The sequence below is a fragment of the Mesorhizobium sp. M0518 genome (genome assembly GCF_040321125.1).
Classification (GTDB): Bacteria; Pseudomonadota; Alphaproteobacteria; order Rhizobiales; family Rhizobiaceae; genus Mesorhizobium.
On record NZ_JAMYQY010000004.1, the window covers coordinates 192,721 to 210,886 of the forward strand.

Sequence of the window (18,166 nt, forward strand, 5' to 3'; positions counted from 1 at the left end):
TATTTAAGCGCCTTCGACGACCGAAAAACCTTCGAACTGGGGGTGACCGAGATAGTGGACCTTCGTCGTGCCGACATTTCGATGGGCGGCGCGGAAATTCTCCGACTTGGTCCAGGCGATGAAATCCTCGTGGCTCGCCCACACCGTGTGCGACGCAAACAGCGTGTAGCCTTCGGTCTCGTTGACCGGGCCACGCAGCAGGTGGAATTCCCGAAAACCCTTCATCTCAGCGAGGCTGGAATCGCGGTTCTTCCACACGGCTTCGAAATCGTTCTCCGAGCCGGTCTGCACCTTGAAGCGGTTCATGGCGATGTACATGGCGGTTCCTTTCGTGCGGATGTTGATGATTGGCGGCTGCAGCGTTTGTTCTGCGCACATTCAAAATGGGCCGATTTCGGTCTCGAACTCCAAATTTGCGCTTGCTGCCTGTGGTGGAATTGGAGGGAAGGGGGCTGCCTTGCGGACAATGCCAAGCGCCGCCTGATCGAAAGCCGCCGACCCTGAGGTCTCCAGGATGCGCAACTCGTTTATGTTGCCCTTCCTGCCTATGACGAATGTGACAACCGCATTGTTGCGTGCCGCCAGCTGTAGGGAAGGCGGGAGGGTGCGATTGACGCTGCCGAGTTTTCTAAAAACATCGCCGCGGTAATTGTCTTCCGCGGCCGTGCCTGCCTCTTTTTGCCTTTTGCCCTTGCTGGCTGCTTGCGCCGACCGGTCCTCGCCATTCGCCGTGCCGCGCTTCTCATCCGCCGTCTTTGAAGGGGCAGCTGCCGACGTTGGCCTGGCGCTGGGGATCGGTGGCTGCTCTGGAACGGCGACAGGCACTTCGGCGCTCTCGGCCTGCACGATCGGCTGCGCCGGCGTTTCGGCCTTGGGAGCCACGCTCTGGTCATCGGGGCGAGGGGCGCCGGCCACCAATATGTCGGGCGTCACCGTCTGCTGTTTGGCAGGTTCCGGCAAAGGCTTGAGCGGCTTTGCTGCGTCCTTCGCGGGTTGCGAAGGCTCTGTTGGCGGCGTTGGCTTGGGCGGCGTTGCCGGCTGTGGTTTGGCGGGTTGCGGGTTCGGCACCAGTGCAACGTTTATTGCCGTCGGGTCCTTGTCCAGCGCGCTGCCGACCACGTTGGTGCCCGACTGTTCACTGCCTTCCGGCTGCTCGGCATCTTGGAAACTGGAAGTCCCCGTAGGGGAGATCAGAAAGGCCGCTGCCACCGCGGCATGGAGCAGGCAGGAGACGACGATCGCCGCCGTCCACTTGCGGTTCCAGGCCGATGGCCGCGGTAGCGCGAGCGGCTCGGTTGGCTCTATCGCCAGCTCGGCGCTGGCTTCGGGGAGGGGACTGATATCCTGCATGTCTCGCCGCGAGACCTGCAGCGACAAGAGCAGAATTGTCAAATCAAGATCGTTCGCTCGCAGCGGCAGTCGGCAGTGGCCGGCAACTGGCCACGCCGCATTGTTTTGCAGGAATGCGGGATGCAGTCCCACCTTAGACTCCGAAAGCGATCCCGGTCTTGGTGTCCGTCTTCAGCTTGCGCATGCAGGCGTTCGGTTCGACGCCGGTACCGGTGCATTCGGTCGCGCTGTTGATCAGCACGCGGCTGACTTTCGAGCACTCGGTGCCGGCCAGATCGAAACGCGTCACCTTGGTCTTGCCCGCCGGCAATTCCTTGAAATCGAGCACGGTCAGCCGGTCGACGACGCCTGCCTCGTTGAACAAGGCGATCTCGAACGCAGCCTTGGACAGGTCGGCGCCGAGATTGTTGTTGACCACGAACGTCAGGCGGCAACCCTTGTCGGAAGGTTGCGCACCATTGAGTTCTAGGGTGAGTGCGGGGACCGGCGCGGACTCTTGTGCCCACGCCGGAACCATCGCAAGCGACATCGCCAGCATCGAGGTCAGCAGACGAAGGGATGTCATCAAGCTCGTCATGGTCATCAGCCTCCAAATCGCATCGTCGCCGCCAGCTTCAGGGTGACGCCGGGCTCGTAGGCCGCGAAGACCGGCTGCGGCGGCTGGCCGGCCGTGGTCAGGTTGAGCGGGTTGGCGTATTTGACATCGAACAGATTGTCGGCGCGGAAATCAATCTTCAAATTGTCCGTCGCCTGGTAGCTGGCAAAAGCATTGACCAGCGTGTAGTCCTCGGCGATCGGGTTGCCCTTGGGCTTGCCATTGTATTGCACTTCGCCGCCCACGGTTAGCTTGTCCTCGAGGAAGCGCAAGCCGAGCTGCGCGGTGACCTGGGATGAGGGGATGGTCAGCAGATCGGCCCGAACGTCCCTGTAGGAAATGGTATGACCATTGGTGATTGAGGCCGAAAGCCCGGCATAGCCCCATCCGGCATCATAGACGCCCTCAAGTTCGAAGCCGTCGATCTTCGCCTTGGCAAAATTCTGGTACTGGAAGCATATCGGGATACCGGGTCCGCTCGGGCAGCCGGCTGTCGGGTCAAACCGCGACAGGGTAACGCCATCGATGTAGTCTTCGACATCGTTGTTGAAATAGGCTGCCTTGATGCGCAGCGCATCGTCGGCTTCGAGGATATCATTCTGCTTGTAGTTGACGCCGAATTCGACGGTCTTTCCGGTTTCCGGCCGCAGATTGGGATTGGGCAGGAACGGGAAGGTGACACCCGCCGGATGGCGACCGCTGATCAGTGTTTCCGACAGGGAGGGTGACCGGTATCCTTCCGCATAGGTGCCGTAGAATTGCAGGCCGGCAAGGCTGGCGCTGTCGAAAGGCGAGACGCCGACGGTGATGCGCGGCGACAACCGGTCCCCCGACGTTTCGTGTGTGTCATCCTTGAGGCTGTAATTGTCGTAACGCAGCCCGGCGATGACTTCGAGCCACTCCCAGGTGAGCTTGTCCTGGACATAGGCGCCGGAGACGTTCCGCTTACCGGAAGGCGTATAGAAGCTGTCGCCACCGGCCGTGCCGCCGGTCTCGACGTTATCGCCGGCCCAGTCGCCGCCATAGGTCAGTTCGTGCGCGATTCCCGCGGTCTCGAATCTGGACGTGTTCCAAATGTCGATGCTGGTCGTGCCGATGTCGAATGTCGATGTCGAGCCAGCCGGCAAAACAACTGGAAGGCCGGTGCTCGGATCAAACCGGTTGAGAGGCACGAGGCTGGTCAGATCGAGATTGGTCTTGTTGTAGGAGGTGTTGATATGGAGATCGAGCCAGCTCTTGTCCTCATCCGTAATGTTGTAGCGGGCGGTGAAGGTGTTCGACTTCAGGTCGACGTCATTGACCGGCACGCCGCCGCTGATCTCGTTCCAGCCGTCGCTCGAGCCGACCCAACCGAGCTTCAGTTCGCTGTTGTCGGTCGGGCGGATGGTGGTCTTGAGCAGACCGCTCAGCACATCGAAGCCGGTGCCCTTGACCGTGTCGCCACCGCCATCCTTGTAGTCGTCATAGTTGCGGTAGACGATGTTGCCGAGCACATCCCAGTTCTCGTTGAGGCGGTAGGCACCGGATGCGCTTGTTGTCCAGCCCTTGCCGTTGCTCTCATAGCGTCCCGTGACGGAGCCGGCCCATGTTTCTTCCGGCTTGAGGAAATCCCCGGCGTCCTTGGTATCGAAGAAGACAACGCCGCCGATGGCGCCCGAGCCGTAGGTGTTGGCGACAGGACCGCGGATCACGTCGACGGATTTGACGAGTTCGGGGTCGATGTAGAAGGTCGACTGCGTGCCGTGGTCTGAGCGCTGGAAATTCTGGCGCGCGCCGTCGACAATGACCGCGACGCGGCCGAAATCCTGCAAGCCGCGGATGTTGATGCTGGTGCTGACACGCCTGGCGTCGGCCTGCGCGGCGACACCGGGCACGCCGAGCAGCATCTCGTTCGGCGTCGTCGCCATGCGGCGGTCGAGCTGTTCCTGGCCGACATGGCTGGTCGATGCCAGCGATTCGATCGCCGTTTCGCCGGTGCGGCTGATGACGAGGATCTTGTCGAGCAGCGTTGCGCCCGCTTGTGCCGCCTTTTCTTCGTCGGCCTTCTTCGTTTGATCTGTCTGCTGGTCCGCCGGCTGCGCCGCCTGCTGAGCGTTGGCCAGCTGCGCCGACAAGGCGATCGCCGCCACGCTTGCCAGCAAAGCCGCTGCGCCGTTCGCCGCCGACCGGCCGCGCCATTCCCAAGTCACAAACCCCATGCCCCAACTCCAAAGTCCAGGTTTCATGCTGGCTGGCCCGGGGCTGGCTGGCATTTTTGATCATGTCCGGGGTCTTAAATGTTGACTCATTTAATCCGGTATTGCACTGACTAGTAAACATGATTATTCAAGTCAAGAAATGAATCGGATTACGCAACGCCTAGCCAGACGCCCGGCACAGGAAAGGGATCCATCCAGATGAACACCCACAATCCCAACGATTTTCGCTATCGCGTCCGCCGTTCCGACGATGCCTCCGCCCGTTTCGACCGGGTTCCGCTGGCGGTGCGAACCCTGTCCAGCAACACCCTGTTCCAGGGCGAGCACGAGATCGGCATCGAGCATCATGGCGCGCTCTATCGGCTGAAGATCACCCGCCAGGGCAAGCTCATTCTCAACAAGTAAGGCAAGGCCACAGGGACCAAGACATGGACCAGCGCGTAAAACCCGCCCCGCATGAAATCCGGCGGGCACGGACAGACAATCCGAAGACGCGCGAGCGTGATCTCGCCGCCCAGCTCGGCATTTCGGAGGCCGAGCTGGTCGCAGCCCACTGCGGCGACGGCGTCGTCCGTGTCGAGCCACGCGTCAACGATCTTTTGACCGGTCTCGAAGCCGTCGGCGAGGTCATGGCGCTGACCCGCAATGAAAGCGCGGTGCACGAGAAGATCGGCGTCTATGACAAAGTCGTCACCGGCAACCACAATGCCATGGTGCTTGGCGAAAACATCGACCTGCGCATCTTCCCGAAGGTCTGGGCACACGGCTTTGCCGTCGAGAAGCGAGACGGCGACGAAATCCGCCGCAGCCTGCAGTTTTTCGATGCGGCGGGCGAGGCCGTGCACAAGGTGCATTTGCGTCCGGCCTCCAGCCTCTATGCCTATCAGAAACTGGTTGCCGCGCTCGAATCGTCCAATCAGGAGCCGACGGTCGACATTTCAGGACCACTCCCCGATGACGAGATCCATGGCGACGAAGCGAGCGCCAATCTCGACGATCTGCGCGACCGCTGGAGCCGGCTGACCGACGTGCACCAGTTCTTCGGCATGCTGAAGACGCTGAAGCTGAGCCGCCGGCAGGCGGTCCGCCTGGTCGGGCAAGACTATGCCTGGCAACTCGACAATGATGGCGTCCGTGCCATGTTCCATCACGCCGCGGAGGGCGAGATGCCGATCATGTGCTTTGTGGGAAACCGCGGATGCATCCAGATCCATTCCGGTCCGATCAAGTCGATCAAGCCGATGGGGCCATGGATCAACGTGCTGGACGAAACCTTCCACCTGCATTTGCGGACCGACCACATCCAGGAGGTCTGGGCGGTGCGCAAGCCGACCAAGGACGGTCATGTCACCTCGCTTGAGGTCTATGACGCCGACGGCAAGATGTTCATCCAGTTCTTCGGCAAGCGTCATGAAGGCGAAAGCGAGCGGGACGACTGGCGCTTCCTGGCGGAAAACCTGCCGCGCATCCCAAGCCCGACCGCAGCCTGAGGAAAATGCGATGCGTTTTTTCCCAAGATTGTCGACCGTGCGCGGATCTATTTTCGGGCCGGTGATCGGTCTCTCCATGGCTGTTATCGCACTGCAATCCGCCAGCGCCATGGAAGGCACGGCCGTGTTTGCCGATCCTTCGAAAATCGTGGCCGTTGGCGGCTCGATCACCGAGATCGTCTATGCGCTCGGCGAGGAAAAGCATCTGGTGGCTCGCGATTCCACCAGCCGGTACCCAAAGGCGGCGCTTGAGCTGCCCGATGTCGGCTACATGCGCGGGCTGTCGCCGGAGGGGGTGCTGTCGGTTAACCCGACCGGCATCCTGGCGCTGCATGGCAGCGGTCCCAAGCAAGCCGTCGATGTCTTGAAGAAGACGAGCGTCCCGTTCATCGAAGTGCCCGAGCACTATAGCCACGAAGGCATCCTCGAAAAGGTCCGTATCGTCGGCAAGGCGCTCGGCGTCGATGCCAAGGCCGAGGTGCTCGCCGGGGAGCTCGATGCCAAGCTCACGGCAGCTGAGAAGCAGACGGCGTCGATCAAGGAGCGCAAGCGCATCCTGTTCGTGCTGTCGATACAGGGCGGCAAGATCCTGGCGGCCGGCAGCGAGACCGCGGCCGACGGTATGGTCAAGCTGGCTGGCGGCGTCAACGCGGTCGAGGGCTTTTCCGGCTACAAGCAAATGTCCGACGAGGCGATCATAACCGCCAGACCGGACGTGATCCTGATGATGAGCAATGCCGGGCCTCCGGTGTCGGACGACGAACTGTTCGGCAATCCGTCGATCGCCTCGACGCCGGCCGGAACGGCGCGCAAGCTGATCCGCATCGACGGTGCCTATCTGCTCGGCTTCGGGCCACGCACGGCCGATGCCATCCACGACCTCGCTGTCTCGCTTTATGGCGGGCAGGTCACGGACTGAACGGGCGGATCATGGTCGATCAATCGATCGCCGGCCCGGTGATGGCAAGCGTATCCGAAGGCGACCGGTCGGGCCGCGCCCGCATCGTCATCCTTCTGCTGTGCCTGGGGCTCGCGGCTGCCATTTTTCTGTCGCTGACATCGGGGGCTTCGGACGCTTCGGCCGTCAACGTCATTGGCGACTGGCTGTTCGGCACAGTGCCTGATGACGCCGCGGTGAGCGCCCGCGACAGCCTGATTGTCTACGACATCCGCCTGCCGCGCATCATTCTCGGCATGCTGGTCGGCGCGGCGCTCGCGGTCTCCGGCGCGGTCATGCAGGGACTGTTCCGCAATCCGCTGGCCGACCCCGGCCTGATCGGCGTCTCGGGCGGCTCCAGCCTCGGCGCGGTTGCCGTCATCGTGCTCGGCGCCACGATATTGGCTCCGGTGACCGTCTTGCTCGGCACGCTCGCATTGCCGCTGGCGGCCTTCTGTGGCGGGCTCGCCACCACGCTGGTGCTTTATCAGGTCGCGACGCGGCGGGGGCAAACCTCGGTTGCCACAATGCTGCTTGCCGGCATCGCGCTGGCGGCGCTCGCCATGGCGCTGACCGGCATCCTCATCTTCATGGCCGACGATCGCCAGTTGCGCGACCTGACCTTCTGGCAACTCGGATCGCTCGGTGGCGCGACCTGGGCGAAGATCGCGTCGGTAGGGCCGATCATCGTGCTGGCGCTGGCGGCGATGCCGTTCCTGGCACGCGGCCTCAACGCGCTGGCGCTTGGCGAGGCGACCGCCGGTCATCTCGGCATTCCGGTGCAGCGGTTGAAATACACGGCTATCGTCGGCGTCTCTGCCGCGGTCGGCGCATCCGTCGCCGTCAGCGGCGGCATCGGCTTCGTCGGCATCGTGGTGCCGCATCTGCTGCGCCTGCTGATTGGTCCGGACAATCGCTATCTGCTGCCGGCGTCGGCGCTGCTCGGCGCCTCGCTGCTGCTTCTGGCCGATGCGGTCGCACGCACCATCGTTGCGCCGGCCGAACTGCCGATAGGCATCGTCACCGCGATAGCGGGCGCGCCGTTTTTCCTTTGGATCCTGCTGCGCAAGCGCGGCGTGGTTGATTTGTGAGGCTTGATGATCGAGGCCAAGGATGTTTCGGTTGATATCGCCGGCAAGCCTATCGTCAGTGGTGTCGATTTCCACGCGCGGCCCGGCGAGATCGCCGCCATCGTCGGCCCCAATGGTTCGGGCAAGACGACCTTCCTCAAAGCACTCTCCGGCGAACTCGCCTATACCGGGCGCGTTGCCCTCAACGGCCGAGATCTCTCGACGATGAAGCCGGTCGAGGTGGCCGTCCATCGCGCTGTGCTGCCGCAGGCGACGACGCTGTCGTTCCCGTTCACCGTGCGGGAAGTGGTCAAGCTTGGCCTTGTCGGCGGCCGCTCAGGCGTCCTGCCGGGCGAGGATGCGCGGCTGCCGGAACGGGCGCTGGCGCGTGTCGATCTCGACGGCTTTGCCGGCCGTTTCTACCAGGAGCTTTCGGGCGGCGAGCAACAGCGCGTTCAGCTCGCACGCGTGCTGTGCCAGGTCTGGGCGCCGGTGCTCGACGGCAAGCCGCGCTTTCTGTTCCTCGACGAGCCGGTTTCCAGTCTCGACATCAAGCACCAGCTGATCATCATGAACATTGCCCGCGACTTCGCCAGAAGGGGCGGCGGCGTGGTCGCCATCCTGCACGACCTCAATCTGACGGCCATGTATGCCGACCGGATCTTCGTCATGCATCGCGGCCGGCTCGCCGCCACCGGGTCGCCGCGGGATGTGCTGAGCGATGACCTGATCGAAAAAGTGTTCGACTGCCGGCTCAGGGTCGGCGTGCTGCCGGCCGGCAATATGCCGTTCGTGCTGCCTCAGTCAGCAGCTTAATTTATTGCAAACCTAGCCCGCGCCCCTGGCTGGGCTAGGCAGCCGGGGCGCGGCGCTCCAACATGTCGATGCCGAGCAGGTTGCGCACATTCGGCCGCGCCGCTACCAGATCGGCGATCGTGTAGCGGGCGAGCACGGCGAAGAACGCGTTCAGCGCCTCGCGCAGCGCCGAGTTCAGCGCGCAGCTGTCGACCAGCGGGCATTCGGCGGCATCGTTCTCGAAGCATTCGGCCATGGCGAAGCTCTCTTCTGTCACGCGCACGACATCGAACAGGCTGATGGCTTCGGCGGCACGGCCAAGCTTGACGCCGCCATTCCTGCCCCGCACGGTCTGGACAAGGCCGTGCTCGACCAGGGGCTGCAGGATCTTGAACAGGAAAAGCTCCGACACCGAATACGCGGCCGCGATCTCCGGGATGCGGCTCAATCGGTCATCATTGGCCGCGCAATACATCAAGATGCGCATGGCATAATTGGTCTGGCGCGTAAGCCGCATTTTGTCCTCACAAGGCACTGGTGCGGTGCAACCACGCCAGATCTGGAAATTCTTGCTGATGCGGCTTTGACCCGAATTTCCGGATTCGCCACATTGGCTCGGGCGGAATATGGCCTATACCTTGGAATAATTCCAGACTAGCTTCGTGCGATAGATGAATTTTCTCCTCAACTTTGTGTGCGCAGCCGGAGAAGATGCCGGACGAAACCCGCTGTCGCGGGTATTTCGGCGCTCGGAACACTAAATAGGCTGAGATCGACGAGGAGCGGCTCACCCATGTCACAATCGGCTTCGCCCCTGGCGCCGGTCCGTTTCGATGCCGAAGCGGATGCCAAGCTTTCCGCGTTGCGGCGGACGAAATTCCTCGCGGCCGCCGCGCTGGCGCTTTGCGTGGCGGTGTTTGCGCTCGCCAAATCGTTCGAGCACATCCACCCGTGGCTCGGCTTCGTCGCTGCCTTTGCCGAGGCGGCGACCATCGGCGGGCTGGCCGACTGGTACGCGGTGGTGGCGCTGTTCAGGCGACCTCTGGGGCTGCCGATCCCGCACACCGCCATCATACCCGAGAACCAGAACCGCATCGCCGACAATCTCGGCCGCTTCATCGAGGTCAACTTCCTGGCGCCTGAACCGGTGCGTGAAAAGCTCGCCGAGGTCGATTTCTCGGCACTCGTCGCCGACTGGCTGGCCGATGCGGAGCGCGCCGCCGGCCTGTCGCGCTTCGTCGTGCGGCTGGTGCCGCAGACGCTGGCGGCGATAGAGCAATCCGGCCTGCGCGGCTTCGTCACCAGCCGCATGCTCGAACAGATTGAAAAGGTGCCGCTGGCGCCGCTGGCCGCCGAGCTGTTGTCAGCGCTTACCGACGACCGCCGCCACCAGAAACTGTTCGACGAGTTCACCAAGGTGATCGGCAGGTTCCTCAATGACGAACAGGCGCTGGCGACGATGCGCGAGAAGATCCGCGAGGAACTGCCGTCGCTGTTCAACCTGTTCCGCGCCGACGCCTATCTCCTGAAGAAGATCGTCGCCTCGGCCGGTTCGCTGCTCGACGAGGTGAGGGCCGATCCCGATCACCCGATGCGCGCCGAATTCGACCATTTCGCTCAAGGCTTCATCGAAAAGCTGAGGACATCGAAGCAATACGCCAAACGTGCCGAGAAGCTGAAGCGCGATTTCCTGGCCCGGCCGGAAGTCAGGGGATTGGCCGGCGACATGTGGGCAAGCCTCAGCCAGTTCATCGAGCAGGACGCCAAGGCGCCGAATTCGGTTGTCCGCGCGCATCTTGCCAACATGTTCGTCGAGGTCGGCCGCCATCTTGCCGGCGATGCGCAGATCCGGGCCGACATGAACCAGGGGTTCGTGGTGGCGCTGGCGTCGTTCGTGGAGAGCCAGAAGGCCGGCGTGTCGACATTCATCGCCGACCAGGTCAAGCGCTGGGACCTTGCCCAGCTGACGCGGCTGATCGAGATGAACATCGGCAAGGACCTGCAATACATCCGCTTCAACGGCATGATCATCGGCGGCCTCGCCGGTGTCGTGCTCTATGTGGCCGAGCGGCTGTTCCTCGTGAATTGATGCGCGGCCCGATTGGCGCTCATTCCTCCGCGTTCATGGACTCGCGGCATGCGAGTGCTATTCTCCCGCCGAGGGTGCCCGCATCATGCGGCAAAGGGGAGCAAACGAGCATGGCAAAACAACCGGAATCCGATTCTTTCATGGACATGTTCGGCAGGTTCGGCCGCGACCTGAAGGTGCCCAATGTCGATGTCGAGGCGATCCTCGCCCATCATCGCAAGAACATCGAAGCGCTGGAGAAATCGGCACGAGCCGGTGCCGCCGGCGCCACCTCGCTGTTGTCCCGGCAGCGCGAGATGCTGCAGGATACGCTGCGCGAGGTCACCGATATCGCGCAAAGCTACAGGGCGCCGGGCAATCCGCAGGAACTGATGGCCAAACGGAGGGAGTTTGCCAGGAAGTCCTTCGAGGCCGCGTTGAAGAATGCGGGCGAAGTGGCTGAACTGGTCAAGAAATCCGGTGCCGAATCGGTCGACATCCTGCGCACCCGCATCAAGGAGGCGATGGAGGAAATCCGCGCCGGCTACGAGAAGAAGTAGCGGATGTGGCCGGGGCCGGCTCATTGCTGCCGACAGCGCCCTGAAGCCCGGAAAGCCCGATTTGACCTGCGACTGCGCCGGCGGCGTGGCACGATTGCGGCCGAAATCGACGGAACGGATTCGCGCAGAGCGAATTGACAGAGGCCGTCAGTTCGTGGTCCGGAGGCTCTGGAAGCGATCGGGAAACCAGGAATGAACGAAATACGGCCTAAAACGCCGCCTACCTACGAGCAGTTGAGGACGATGGCCGGGCTGGAACTCGGCGTGTCGGAGTGGACGACGGTCGACCAGAACCGCATCGACCAGTTCGCTGAATGCACCGGCGACCATCAATGGATTCATGTCGACCCTGAAAGGGCGCGGCGGCAAAGCCCGTTCCGCACGACGATCGCGCATGGCTATCTGACGCTGTCGATCATCGGCGCACTGGCGCTCGGCATGGGCATCGTGCCCGAGAATACGCAGGCCGCCTTCAATTATGGCTTCGACAAGGTACGCTTCCTGGCACCGGTCAAGGTCGGTGCCCGCATCAGACTGCGCATCACGCTGCTGTCCATGGAGGACAGGGGCCCCGGCCAGTATCTGATGAAGGCCGCCAACACGGTCGAGATCGAAGGCGAGGAAAAGCCTGCTTTGATGGCCGAAACGCTGGTCATGCTTTATGAACGCCGCAAGCGGGCAGGGGCGTGAGAGGCTGTTCACCTGGAGCGCAAAATCAGAGGTCTTGTGATACTTCCACCAGCCTCTGCCGCTTGAACTCGGCGCGGGCCGAGAGCAGTGCGAGGAACAGTGCAGCCAGCGCCAGCACCGTGGCCGTCTGAAATGTGACCTGCATTCCCCGTGCTGCGGCCTCGGAACTCAGAAGTCCAATGCCTTCCTGCCCTTTGGCCGATGCGACGGCGAATATGGCGCCCATCACCGATGCGCCGGTGATCAGCCCGAGATTGCGCGAAAGGTTGAGCAGGCCGGAAACGACGCCGCGCTGGCCGGCGCCGACACCGGTCATGACGGCTGCATTGTTGGATGTCTGGAACAGGGCATAGCCGATGCAGGTGACGGTGATCGCAACGACATAGCCGGCAATGCCGAGTCTGGTCACGGCGAGCGACAGCAGGAACGTGCCTGTCGCGAGGCTGAGCAGGCCTGCGACCATCATCCTGTGGGCGCCGAAGCGGTCGGCCAGGCGTCCGGCCACCAGCGCCGACAAGGTCGAGACGAGCGGCCCGGTCGACAGCGCGAGGCCGACCATTGCGGCATCGAGCCCAAGTCCTCGCGACAGGTAGAACGGGGCCACCACCAGGGTCGCCATCATCACCGTGGCGACGACGAGGCTCATGGCGAGACTGGCGCTCAGTTGGAGGTCGCGGAAGCTGGCAAGCTGGATCAAGGGGTTTTTCACTCTCGCCTGCGCGGCGGCGAAGAGAAACACGCCGATGCCGGCAGCTATCAGCAGGCTGATGTTGAGTGCGCCGAAATTGCCTCGGCCAAACGTCATGGCCAGTGCATAGGCGGCCAGCGTCAAGGCCAGCAAGGCGGTGCCCACGACATCGAACGTGCCTCGGTCGACCTGCTGCGCTGTCTTGCTGTGTGCCGGCAGGGCACGCCAGGCGAGAGCGAAGGTGAGCACACCCAGCGGGACATTGACGAGGAAGATCGCTCGCCAGCCGAAGCCGGCGATCAAAAGGCCGCCGAGCGAAGGGCCAAGTGTCGTGCCGATCGCGGACATGGCGCCGAGCAGGCCCATGGCGCTGCCAATTCTGTCTTTGGTCACGGTTTCGGCGACAAAGGCCAGCGTCAGCGCCATCATCAGCGCCGCGCCAAGTCCCTGCACGGCGCGTGCGGCAATCAGCAGCCAGAGTGTCGGCGCCAGGCCGCAGAGCACCGATGCCGATGTGAACAGCGCGATGCCGCCAAGCAGCAACGGCCTGCGCCCGAACATGTCGGCCAGCCGTCCGGCGCTGACGATCAGTGTGGTGATGGCGAGCAGATAGGCCAGAACCACCCATTGCACGGACTGGAACGTCGCGTCGAAATCCTGCATCAGCGACGGTAGCCCGACGCTGGCAATGCTGGTTCCCAACGACGACAGCAGCGTGGCGAGCGACAGGCTTGCCAGCGCCCAGCGGGCGGATTGCATCCGTGGCGGCGCCGATGCGCGCCCGTCCAGATTTTGCTCGGCAATTGCCACGGCGATCCCCTTCCATCAGTCCATAACCGGAACTGCTGGAGATCTAGTCCCTTGGCAGATGTGGCGGAAGGCGCAGCGTTTGCATCTTACTCGTGCGTTTGGCGCCATATCATGCCATGATCCGCCGATGACATCGCCCGATCTCAATCTGCTGTTCGCTCTCGACGTCCTGCTGACCGAAGGCAGCGTGGCGCGCGCCGCCAACCGCCTGCGCCTCAGCCCCTCGGCGATGAGTCGGACGCTGGCGCGGCTGCGCCAGGCGACGGGCGATCCGCTGCTGGTTCGCTCCGGTCGCGGCTTGGTGGCGACGCCGCGTGCGGAAGAACTGCGACAACAGGCTGGTCGTGTCGTCCAGGATGCGGAGGCGCTGCTGCGTCCTGCCACCTTGCTCGATCTCCCGAGCCTGGACAGGGTCTTCACGCTGCGCACCAATGAGAGCTTCGTCGAAGAGTTCGCCCCTCGTCTCGTTGCCCGTATCCAGGCCGATGCGCCCGGCGTGCGGCTCCGCTTTGCACCGAAGTCCGATGGAGACGTCATGTCGCTGCGCGATGTGGCGATCGACCTGGACATAGGCGTCGCTGGCGAGACCGGACCGGAGGTGCGCATCCAGGCATTGCTTCGCGACCGCTTCATCGGCGCCGTGCGAATGGGCCATCCGTTGAGCGAGGGCACGGTGACGCCAGAGCGCTATGCCGCAGGCCGGCACATCAGCGTTTCACGGCGTGGCCGCGAGAAAGGGCCGATCGACGAGGCTTTGAACCGGCTCGGGCTGCAGCGGACAATCGTGTGCATGGTGTCCGGGTTCTCGGCAGCCCTTGCCATGGCCCGCACATCAGACCTGATCGCCAGCGTTCCGGAGCGGCACACCGAGGGCGCACGCGTCGGCATGCACAGTTTTGCCCTGCCTGTTGCCACGGCTGGGGTCACCATCTCCATGCTGTGGCACCCGCGCCTGGATGCCGATCCGGCGCAACGCTGGCTGCGCGACTGCGTGCGGGAGATCTGCGCGGCGTCTCGCTGACAACGATGAGAAGCCTGCGCCAATCGCCCAGGCTTCTCATCTGTCCCGTTTATTCGGTTTGGCGTTTCCGCAAATATCTCAGCGCGCTTAGTGTGAGCGTCGCCATGACCGAACAGTAGCCCACCAGCGGCCACGCCGTGTCTCCATCAAGCAGGATGATGAACAGCGTGCCGAGGATGCCGACGACAAGGCTCTGGATGCAGAAGTAGAGCGCGACGGCGGTTCCCGCGACATCGCCGAAGGCCTCGAGTGCGCCGTTCGCGGTGACCGAAACAGTGAAGACGATGCCCACGGCGATGACCCACATCGGGCCGACGAATGTGACGAAGGACGGTGCCGCGAATACCTGTCCGAATGCCAGCAGTGCCGCGCCGAGCAGCAACATCGCCATGCCGCGCGCGACGCTGCCCGCGATGTCCCAGTGTGCAATGAACCTTTTGGCGAAGCGGGTGGTCACGATCATGACCAGTGCCGCGGTGGCAAAGGCAAGGCTGAAACCGAGTTGTGAAAAGCCGGCGCGATCCATGAGCACCCGTGGCGCTGTCGAAAAGAACACGAAGAAGGCGCCCATGGCGGCGCTGAAGCCGAGCGTATAGGTCCAGAAGGCTAAGCTGGAGAGAATGGGACGAAACGCCATTCGCCTGTCGTTGCCATTGGTGGGCCGTGTTTCATGCCATCTCGGCCATGCGTTGAGGGTGGCGGCTACCGCCAGACCGCCGAGCGTCAGGAAGATCGCGCGCCAGCCGAGATTGTCGGCGATCAATGCACCGGCAACCGGCCCCAACGCCGGCACGAAGGCCAGCATCGAACTGAACAGGCCGTAGATGACGGCACTTTCAGGCCTCTGCGCATAAACGTCGCGAACCGTTGCAAAGGTCGCAACGAGAATGGCGGATGCACCGATGGCCTGCACGACCCGCAAGGCGACGAACACCATGGCCAGCGAGGTGCAGGCGAGCAGGCCGGAAGCGCCTGCAAATAAAAGCGCGCCGCCGATCAGCACCGGACGCCTGCCGATCCTGTCGGAAATCGGGCCGAAGACGATTTGGCCGAGCCCAAGACAGATCATGTAGAGGCTCAGCGTCAGCTGGATGACATCAGGCGATGTCTTGAGGATTCCCGGCATCGCCGGGACGATCGGGAGGTAGATATCCATGGCCAGCGAGGCCAGGATGTCGAAGGGCGCCATCAGCACCATGGCTGCTGGCAGGGAAGTGGTCCATGTCGGGTTTTTTGGACAAGGCATGATTGAACATCCGCTCAAATGGCTACATTTGGCGGCGATCTGCCGTTCTCACTGAAAATGGGAAATGACGGGCCGCCGCAACAACGAACTGCTGTTGCGGCCTACTTGTCTGCTGACTTGCTGGTTCCCATAACCACTATCCCGGAATGATTGCGCGGACATTCTCTCGAGTGCGCTCGCGGTTCCCTAGCAGCCGAAGGTTGCCCAGGCAACAGGATCAGCTTGATGGGCATCAACGCGCCATCGCAGCTTCGATCACCGTGAAAATCCGCTCGTCCGTGCATTGGGCGACGTTGAAGCGCAGGAAGCGGCTGGCCGTTCCAGACAGGCTGAACGCGTTGCCGGGCGCCAGCACGATGTTGTCGGCCAAAGCGCGGCGGGCCACTTCAGCCGCATCGACGCCATCCGGCAGGCTGCACCACAGGAACAGGCCGGCCGGCTGGTCGATCCAGGGTGAGATACCGATCGCCTTCAGACGAACGCTGGTCTCGCCCATGGCGCGGGCAAGCTTCGCGCGCAGCAAATCCATATGCTTGCGGTAGCTGCCGTCCTTGAGCAGCGTCAGCACCAGTTCGGCCGCGAGCCGGCCGCCGCCGAAGGTAGTGGCGATCTTGAGGTCGGTCAGGGGCTCGATCCAGTCGCGCGGTGCAGCGATGAAGCCGCAGCGAACCGACGCCGAAAGCGTTTTGGAGAAGCTGCCGATGTGGACAACGCGGTTGAGACCATCGAACGCCGCCAGCCTCGGGGCGGGCGCATGTTCGAAATCGGCGAAGATGTCGTCTTCGACGATGGTCAGATCCGATTGGTCGGCGAGCTTGAGCAGCCGATGGGCGGTGACTGGCGACAGCACCGCGCCGGTCGGGTTGTGGATGGCGGAATTGGTGATGTAGAGGCGCGGCCGGTGCTCGGCCAACGCTTGCGCGAATAGATCGATATCCGGCCCCGACGGCGTGTAGGGGACACTGACGACCTTGGCCCGGTGGGCGCGCAACAGAGCGTGGAAGTTGAAGTAGCAGGGGTCGTCGACCAGCACGGTGTCGCCCGGCTCGATCAGGAACCGGCACAACAGGTCGATGGCCTGCGTGCCTGATTCCGTCAGCATGATCTGCCCGGGAGAGGCCTCGATGCCGTGCCCGGCCATACGCCGCGCCAGCAATTGCCGCAGCGGTGGCAGGCCGAGCGGCGTGCCGTAATCGACCAGTGCGATATCGTCGGCACGCGCTACCGTGCGCAGTGCCCGGCGCAGACCTGCCTGCGGCATCCACGAGGCCGGCAGCCAGCCGCAGCCGGGTTTCAGCATGTCGTCGCCGGCCTCCAGGGACTGGCGTGAGATCCAGAGGGGGTCGACCGCGCGGTCGAGGCGAGGACCAATCTCGGCCAGCGACAGCGGCGCCAGCGATCCGGCGGCATAGAATCCGGAGCCCGGCCGCGAGCGGATCGCACCTTCGGCGGCGAGCCGCTCATAGGCTTCGACCACGGTGGATTTGGACACTCGCATGGATTTGGCAAAGGTGCGGATCGACGGCAATTGCGCTCCCGGCGTCAGGCTGCGCGCCGCGATCCGCTGGCGGATCGTCGCCATGACGCCTTCGACCAGCGTTCCGCTGCTCTCGCTTCCTGTTGTCTGTTTGTCCATCCGTACTGCTCTTCTAAGCATGACAGTTGTGTGTAATTGTACCGCATTGTCTCTGGCGATACTACCGGCTCCGCGCGATACGGAGCCGACAAACGGAGCATACGATGGACAAGACCGCGAGCGGCTGGATGAATGGATTCATCGGCGTGTTGATCTTCAGCGGCTCGCTGCCGGCAACGCGCGTGGCGGTCAGGGATTTCGATCCGACATTCCTGACTTCGGCCCGAGCGGCGATTGCCGGACTGCTTGGCCTGGCACTGCTGCTCCTGTTTCGGCAAAAGCGTCCGGAGCGCGGCGACCTGCTGTCGCTGGTGATCGTCGCGCTTGGCGTGGTGGTCGGCTTTCCCTTGCTGACCGCACTGGCGCTCAAGCACGTCACCACGGCCCATTCCATCATCTTCGTCGGCCTGCTGCCGCTGGCCACTGCGATTTTCGGCGTGCTGCGCGGCGGCGATCGGCCGCGCCCGGCGTTCTGGCTGTTTTCATGCATCGGCAGCGCGCTGGTCGCGGGTTTTGCCCTGACGCAGGGCGTGACGGCCTCGCCGGTGGGTGATGGTTTGATGCTGGCCGCCATCATCGCCTGCGGTCTGGGCTATGCCGAGGGTGCCGCGCTGTCACGCAAGCTTGGCGGCTGGCAAGTGATCTGCTGGGCGCTGGTGCTGTCGCTGCCGATCATGCTGGTGCTGACGCTGATGACCATGCCGCCGTCGTTCGACGGCGTCGGCGTCAGTGCGTGGATAGGGCTTGCCTATGTCTCGCTGTTCAGCATGCTGATCGGCTTCGTGTTCTGGTATCGCGGGCTGGCGCAAGGCGGCATCGCCGCGGTCGGGCAGTTGCAGCTGCTGCAGCCATTTTTCGGACTGGCACTGGCAGCGACGCTGCTGCACGAGCAGGTCAGCCCGCTGATGGTGGTCGTCACGCTTGGCGTCGTGCTTTGCGTCGTCGGCGCCAAGCGATTCGCGAAGCAGGAATTGCCACGACGCGCGATCGCCTGACGACGGTACCGTCCTCG

General features: G+C 63.3%; 18 protein-coding genes. 10 read left to right on the forward strand and 8 right to left on the reverse strand.

Annotated elements, in window-relative coordinates; translation table 11 throughout:
- Nucleotides 1–3 precede the first annotated feature (3 nt).
- The 4 genes from hmuQ to NKI66_RS07670 form a co-directional block, all read right to left on the reverse strand.
- Complete coding sequence (hmuQ, locus tag NKI66_RS07655; protein WP_023812250.1) at nt 4–318, reverse strand: heme-degrading protein HmuQ; 315 nt, start codon at nt 316–318, stop codon at nt 4–6.
- Between the two features lie 60 nt (nt 319–378).
- On the reverse strand, nt 379–1,392 hold the full coding sequence (locus NKI66_RS07660) for a TonB family protein (protein WP_348625595.1): 1,014 nt from the start codon (nt 1,390–1,392) through the stop codon (nt 379–381).
- A 91-nt stretch (nt 1,393–1,483) separates the two neighbouring features.
- Nucleotides 1,484–1,927, reverse strand: coding sequence for a hypothetical protein (locus NKI66_RS07665; RefSeq protein ID WP_023812248.1), 444 nt, complete (start codon nt 1,925–1,927; stop codon nt 1,484–1,486).
- Between the two features lie 5 nt (nt 1,928–1,932).
- Complete coding sequence (locus tag NKI66_RS07670; protein ID WP_352609578.1) at nt 1,933–4,143, reverse strand: TonB-dependent hemoglobin/transferrin/lactoferrin family receptor; 2,211 nt, start codon at nt 4,141–4,143, stop codon at nt 1,933–1,935.
- A 198-nt stretch (nt 4,144–4,341) separates the two neighbouring features.
- On the opposite strand from NKI66_RS07670, the gene hemP reads away from it, so the two are divergent.
- Genes hemP through NKI66_RS07695 form a run of 5 tightly spaced genes read left to right on the forward strand, consistent with a single transcriptional unit; the run spans nt 4,342 to nt 8,456 of the window.
- A complete protein-coding gene (gene hemP, locus NKI66_RS07675) occupies nt 4,342–4,548 on the forward strand; it encodes a hemin uptake protein HemP (RefSeq protein ID WP_023757683.1) in 207 nt (68 codons plus the stop codon).
- A gap of 23 nt (nt 4,549–4,571) precedes the next feature.
- The gene (locus tag NKI66_RS07680; RefSeq protein ID WP_023812246.1) at nt 4,572–5,633 is read left to right on the forward strand and encodes a hemin-degrading factor; all 1,062 of its coding nucleotides are present in this window, start codon (nt 4,572–4,574) and stop codon (nt 5,631–5,633) included.
- Nucleotides 5,634–5,643: 10 nt separating this feature from the next.
- Nucleotides 5,644–6,552, forward strand: coding sequence for a heme/hemin ABC transporter substrate-binding protein (locus NKI66_RS07685; RefSeq protein ID WP_023812245.1), 909 nt, complete (start codon nt 5,644–5,646; stop codon nt 6,550–6,552).
- Nucleotides 6,553–6,563: 11 nt separating this feature from the next.
- Nucleotides 6,564–7,661 carry a FecCD family ABC transporter permease gene (locus NKI66_RS07690; protein WP_023812244.1) on the forward strand — a complete coding sequence of 366 codons (1,098 nt, stop codon included), beginning with the start codon at nt 6,564–6,566 and terminating at the stop codon, nt 7,659–7,661.
- Nucleotides 7,662–7,667: 6 nt separating this feature from the next.
- The gene (locus NKI66_RS07695; RefSeq protein ID WP_023812243.1) at nt 7,668–8,456 is read left to right on the forward strand and encodes a heme ABC transporter ATP-binding protein; all 789 of its coding nucleotides are present in this window, start codon (nt 7,668–7,670) and stop codon (nt 8,454–8,456) included.
- Between the two features lie 34 nt (nt 8,457–8,490).
- Here the strand turns inward: NKI66_RS07695 and rirA are convergent, their stop codons facing one another.
- Nucleotides 8,491–8,952, reverse strand: coding sequence for an iron-responsive transcriptional regulator RirA (gene rirA / locus NKI66_RS07700; RefSeq protein ID WP_023812242.1), 462 nt, complete (start codon nt 8,950–8,952; stop codon nt 8,491–8,493).
- Between the two features lie 276 nt (nt 8,953–9,228).
- Between rirA and NKI66_RS07705 the strand changes: the two genes are divergently transcribed.
- From NKI66_RS07705 to NKI66_RS07715, 3 genes are all read left to right on the forward strand, one after another.
- Nucleotides 9,229–10,524, forward strand: a complete 1,296-nt coding sequence (locus tag NKI66_RS07705; protein WP_128303991.1) for a DUF445 domain-containing protein — start codon at nt 9,229–9,231, stop codon at nt 10,522–10,524.
- Nucleotides 10,525–10,634: 110 nt separating this feature from the next.
- Entirely contained in the window at nt 10,635–11,063 is a 429-nt protein-coding gene (locus NKI66_RS07710) for a phasin family protein (RefSeq protein ID WP_128303992.1), read from the forward strand.
- A gap of 192 nt (nt 11,064–11,255) precedes the next feature.
- On the forward strand, nt 11,256–11,753 hold the full coding sequence (locus tag NKI66_RS07715) for a MaoC family dehydratase (protein WP_023812239.1): 498 nt from the start codon (nt 11,256–11,258) through the stop codon (nt 11,751–11,753).
- Between the two features lie 25 nt (nt 11,754–11,778).
- Here NKI66_RS07715 and NKI66_RS07720 read toward each other — a convergent pair whose 3' ends face one another.
- Nucleotides 11,779–13,251: an MFS transporter gene (locus NKI66_RS07720; RefSeq protein ID WP_023812238.1), complete on the reverse strand. Its 1,473-nt coding sequence runs from the start codon at nt 13,249–13,251 to the stop codon at nt 11,779–11,781.
- A 127-nt stretch (nt 13,252–13,378) separates the two neighbouring features.
- Between NKI66_RS07720 and NKI66_RS07725 the strand changes: the two genes are divergently transcribed.
- Nucleotides 13,379–14,272 carry a LysR family transcriptional regulator gene (locus NKI66_RS07725; protein WP_023812237.1) on the forward strand — a complete coding sequence of 298 codons (894 nt, stop codon included), beginning with the start codon at nt 13,379–13,381 and terminating at the stop codon, nt 14,270–14,272.
- A 49-nt stretch (nt 14,273–14,321) separates the two neighbouring features.
- Here the strand turns inward: NKI66_RS07725 and cml are convergent, their stop codons facing one another.
- A complete protein-coding gene (gene cml, locus NKI66_RS07730) occupies nt 14,322–15,518 on the reverse strand; it encodes a CmlA/FloR family chloramphenicol efflux MFS transporter (protein WP_023812236.1) in 1,197 nt (398 codons plus the stop codon).
- Between the two features lie 232 nt (nt 15,519–15,750).
- On the reverse strand, nt 15,751–17,154 hold the full coding sequence (locus tag NKI66_RS07735) for an aminotransferase-like domain-containing protein (protein WP_023812235.1): 1,404 nt from the start codon (nt 17,152–17,154) through the stop codon (nt 15,751–15,753).
- A gap of 104 nt (nt 17,155–17,258) precedes the next feature.
- Here NKI66_RS07735 and NKI66_RS07740 point away from each other — a divergent pair, with 104 nt between their 5' ends.
- Nucleotides 17,259–18,149 carry a DMT family transporter gene (locus tag NKI66_RS07740; protein WP_023812234.1) on the forward strand — a complete coding sequence of 297 codons (891 nt, stop codon included), beginning with the start codon at nt 17,259–17,261 and terminating at the stop codon, nt 18,147–18,149.
- The last annotated feature ends 17 nt before the right edge of the window (nt 18,150–18,166 follow it).

What these genes read in the sequence shown, in the direction of transcription:
- NKI66_RS07710 (WP_128303992.1), top strand. Translation starts at nt 10,635, where the DNA reads ATGGCAAAACAACCGGAATCCGATTCTTTCATGGACATGTTCGGCAGG.
- hmuQ (WP_023812250.1), bottom strand. Translation starts at nt 318, where the DNA reads ATGTACATCGCCATGAACCGCTTCAAGGTGCAGACCGGCTCGGAGAAC.
- NKI66_RS07685 (WP_023812245.1), top strand. Translation starts at nt 5,644, where the DNA reads ATGCGTTTTTTCCCAAGATTGTCGACCGTGCGCGGATCTATTTTCGGG.
- NKI66_RS07670 (WP_352609578.1), bottom strand. Translation starts at nt 4,143, where the DNA reads ATGGGGTTTGTGACTTGGGAATGGCGCGGCCGGTCGGCGGCGAACGGC.
- NKI66_RS07715 (WP_023812239.1), top strand. Translation starts at nt 11,256, where the DNA reads ATGAACGAAATACGGCCTAAAACGCCGCCTACCTACGAGCAGTTGAGG.
- hemP (WP_023757683.1), top strand. Translation starts at nt 4,342, where the DNA reads ATGAACACCCACAATCCCAACGATTTTCGCTATCGCGTCCGCCGTTCC.
- NKI66_RS07690 (WP_023812244.1), top strand. Translation starts at nt 6,564, where the DNA reads ATGGTCGATCAATCGATCGCCGGCCCGGTGATGGCAAGCGTATCCGAA.
- cml (WP_023812236.1), bottom strand. Translation starts at nt 15,518, where the DNA reads ATGCCTTGTCCAAAAAACCCGACATGGACCACTTCCCTGCCAGCAGCC.
- rirA (WP_023812242.1), bottom strand. Translation starts at nt 8,952, where the DNA reads ATGCGGCTTACGCGCCAGACCAATTATGCCATGCGCATCTTGATGTAT.
- NKI66_RS07705 (WP_128303991.1), top strand. Translation starts at nt 9,229, where the DNA reads ATGTCACAATCGGCTTCGCCCCTGGCGCCGGTCCGTTTCGATGCCGAA.
- NKI66_RS07665 (WP_023812248.1), bottom strand. Translation starts at nt 1,927, where the DNA reads ATGACGAGCTTGATGACATCCCTTCGTCTGCTGACCTCGATGCTGGCG.
- NKI66_RS07735 (WP_023812235.1), bottom strand. Translation starts at nt 17,154, where the DNA reads ATGGACAAACAGACAACAGGAAGCGAGAGCAGCGGAACGCTGGTCGAA.
- NKI66_RS07725 (WP_023812237.1), top strand. Translation starts at nt 13,379, where the DNA reads ATGACATCGCCCGATCTCAATCTGCTGTTCGCTCTCGACGTCCTGCTG.
- NKI66_RS07680 (WP_023812246.1), top strand. Translation starts at nt 4,572, where the DNA reads ATGGACCAGCGCGTAAAACCCGCCCCGCATGAAATCCGGCGGGCACGG.
- NKI66_RS07695 (WP_023812243.1), top strand. Translation starts at nt 7,668, where the DNA reads ATGATCGAGGCCAAGGATGTTTCGGTTGATATCGCCGGCAAGCCTATC.
- NKI66_RS07740 (WP_023812234.1), top strand. Translation starts at nt 17,259, where the DNA reads ATGGACAAGACCGCGAGCGGCTGGATGAATGGATTCATCGGCGTGTTG.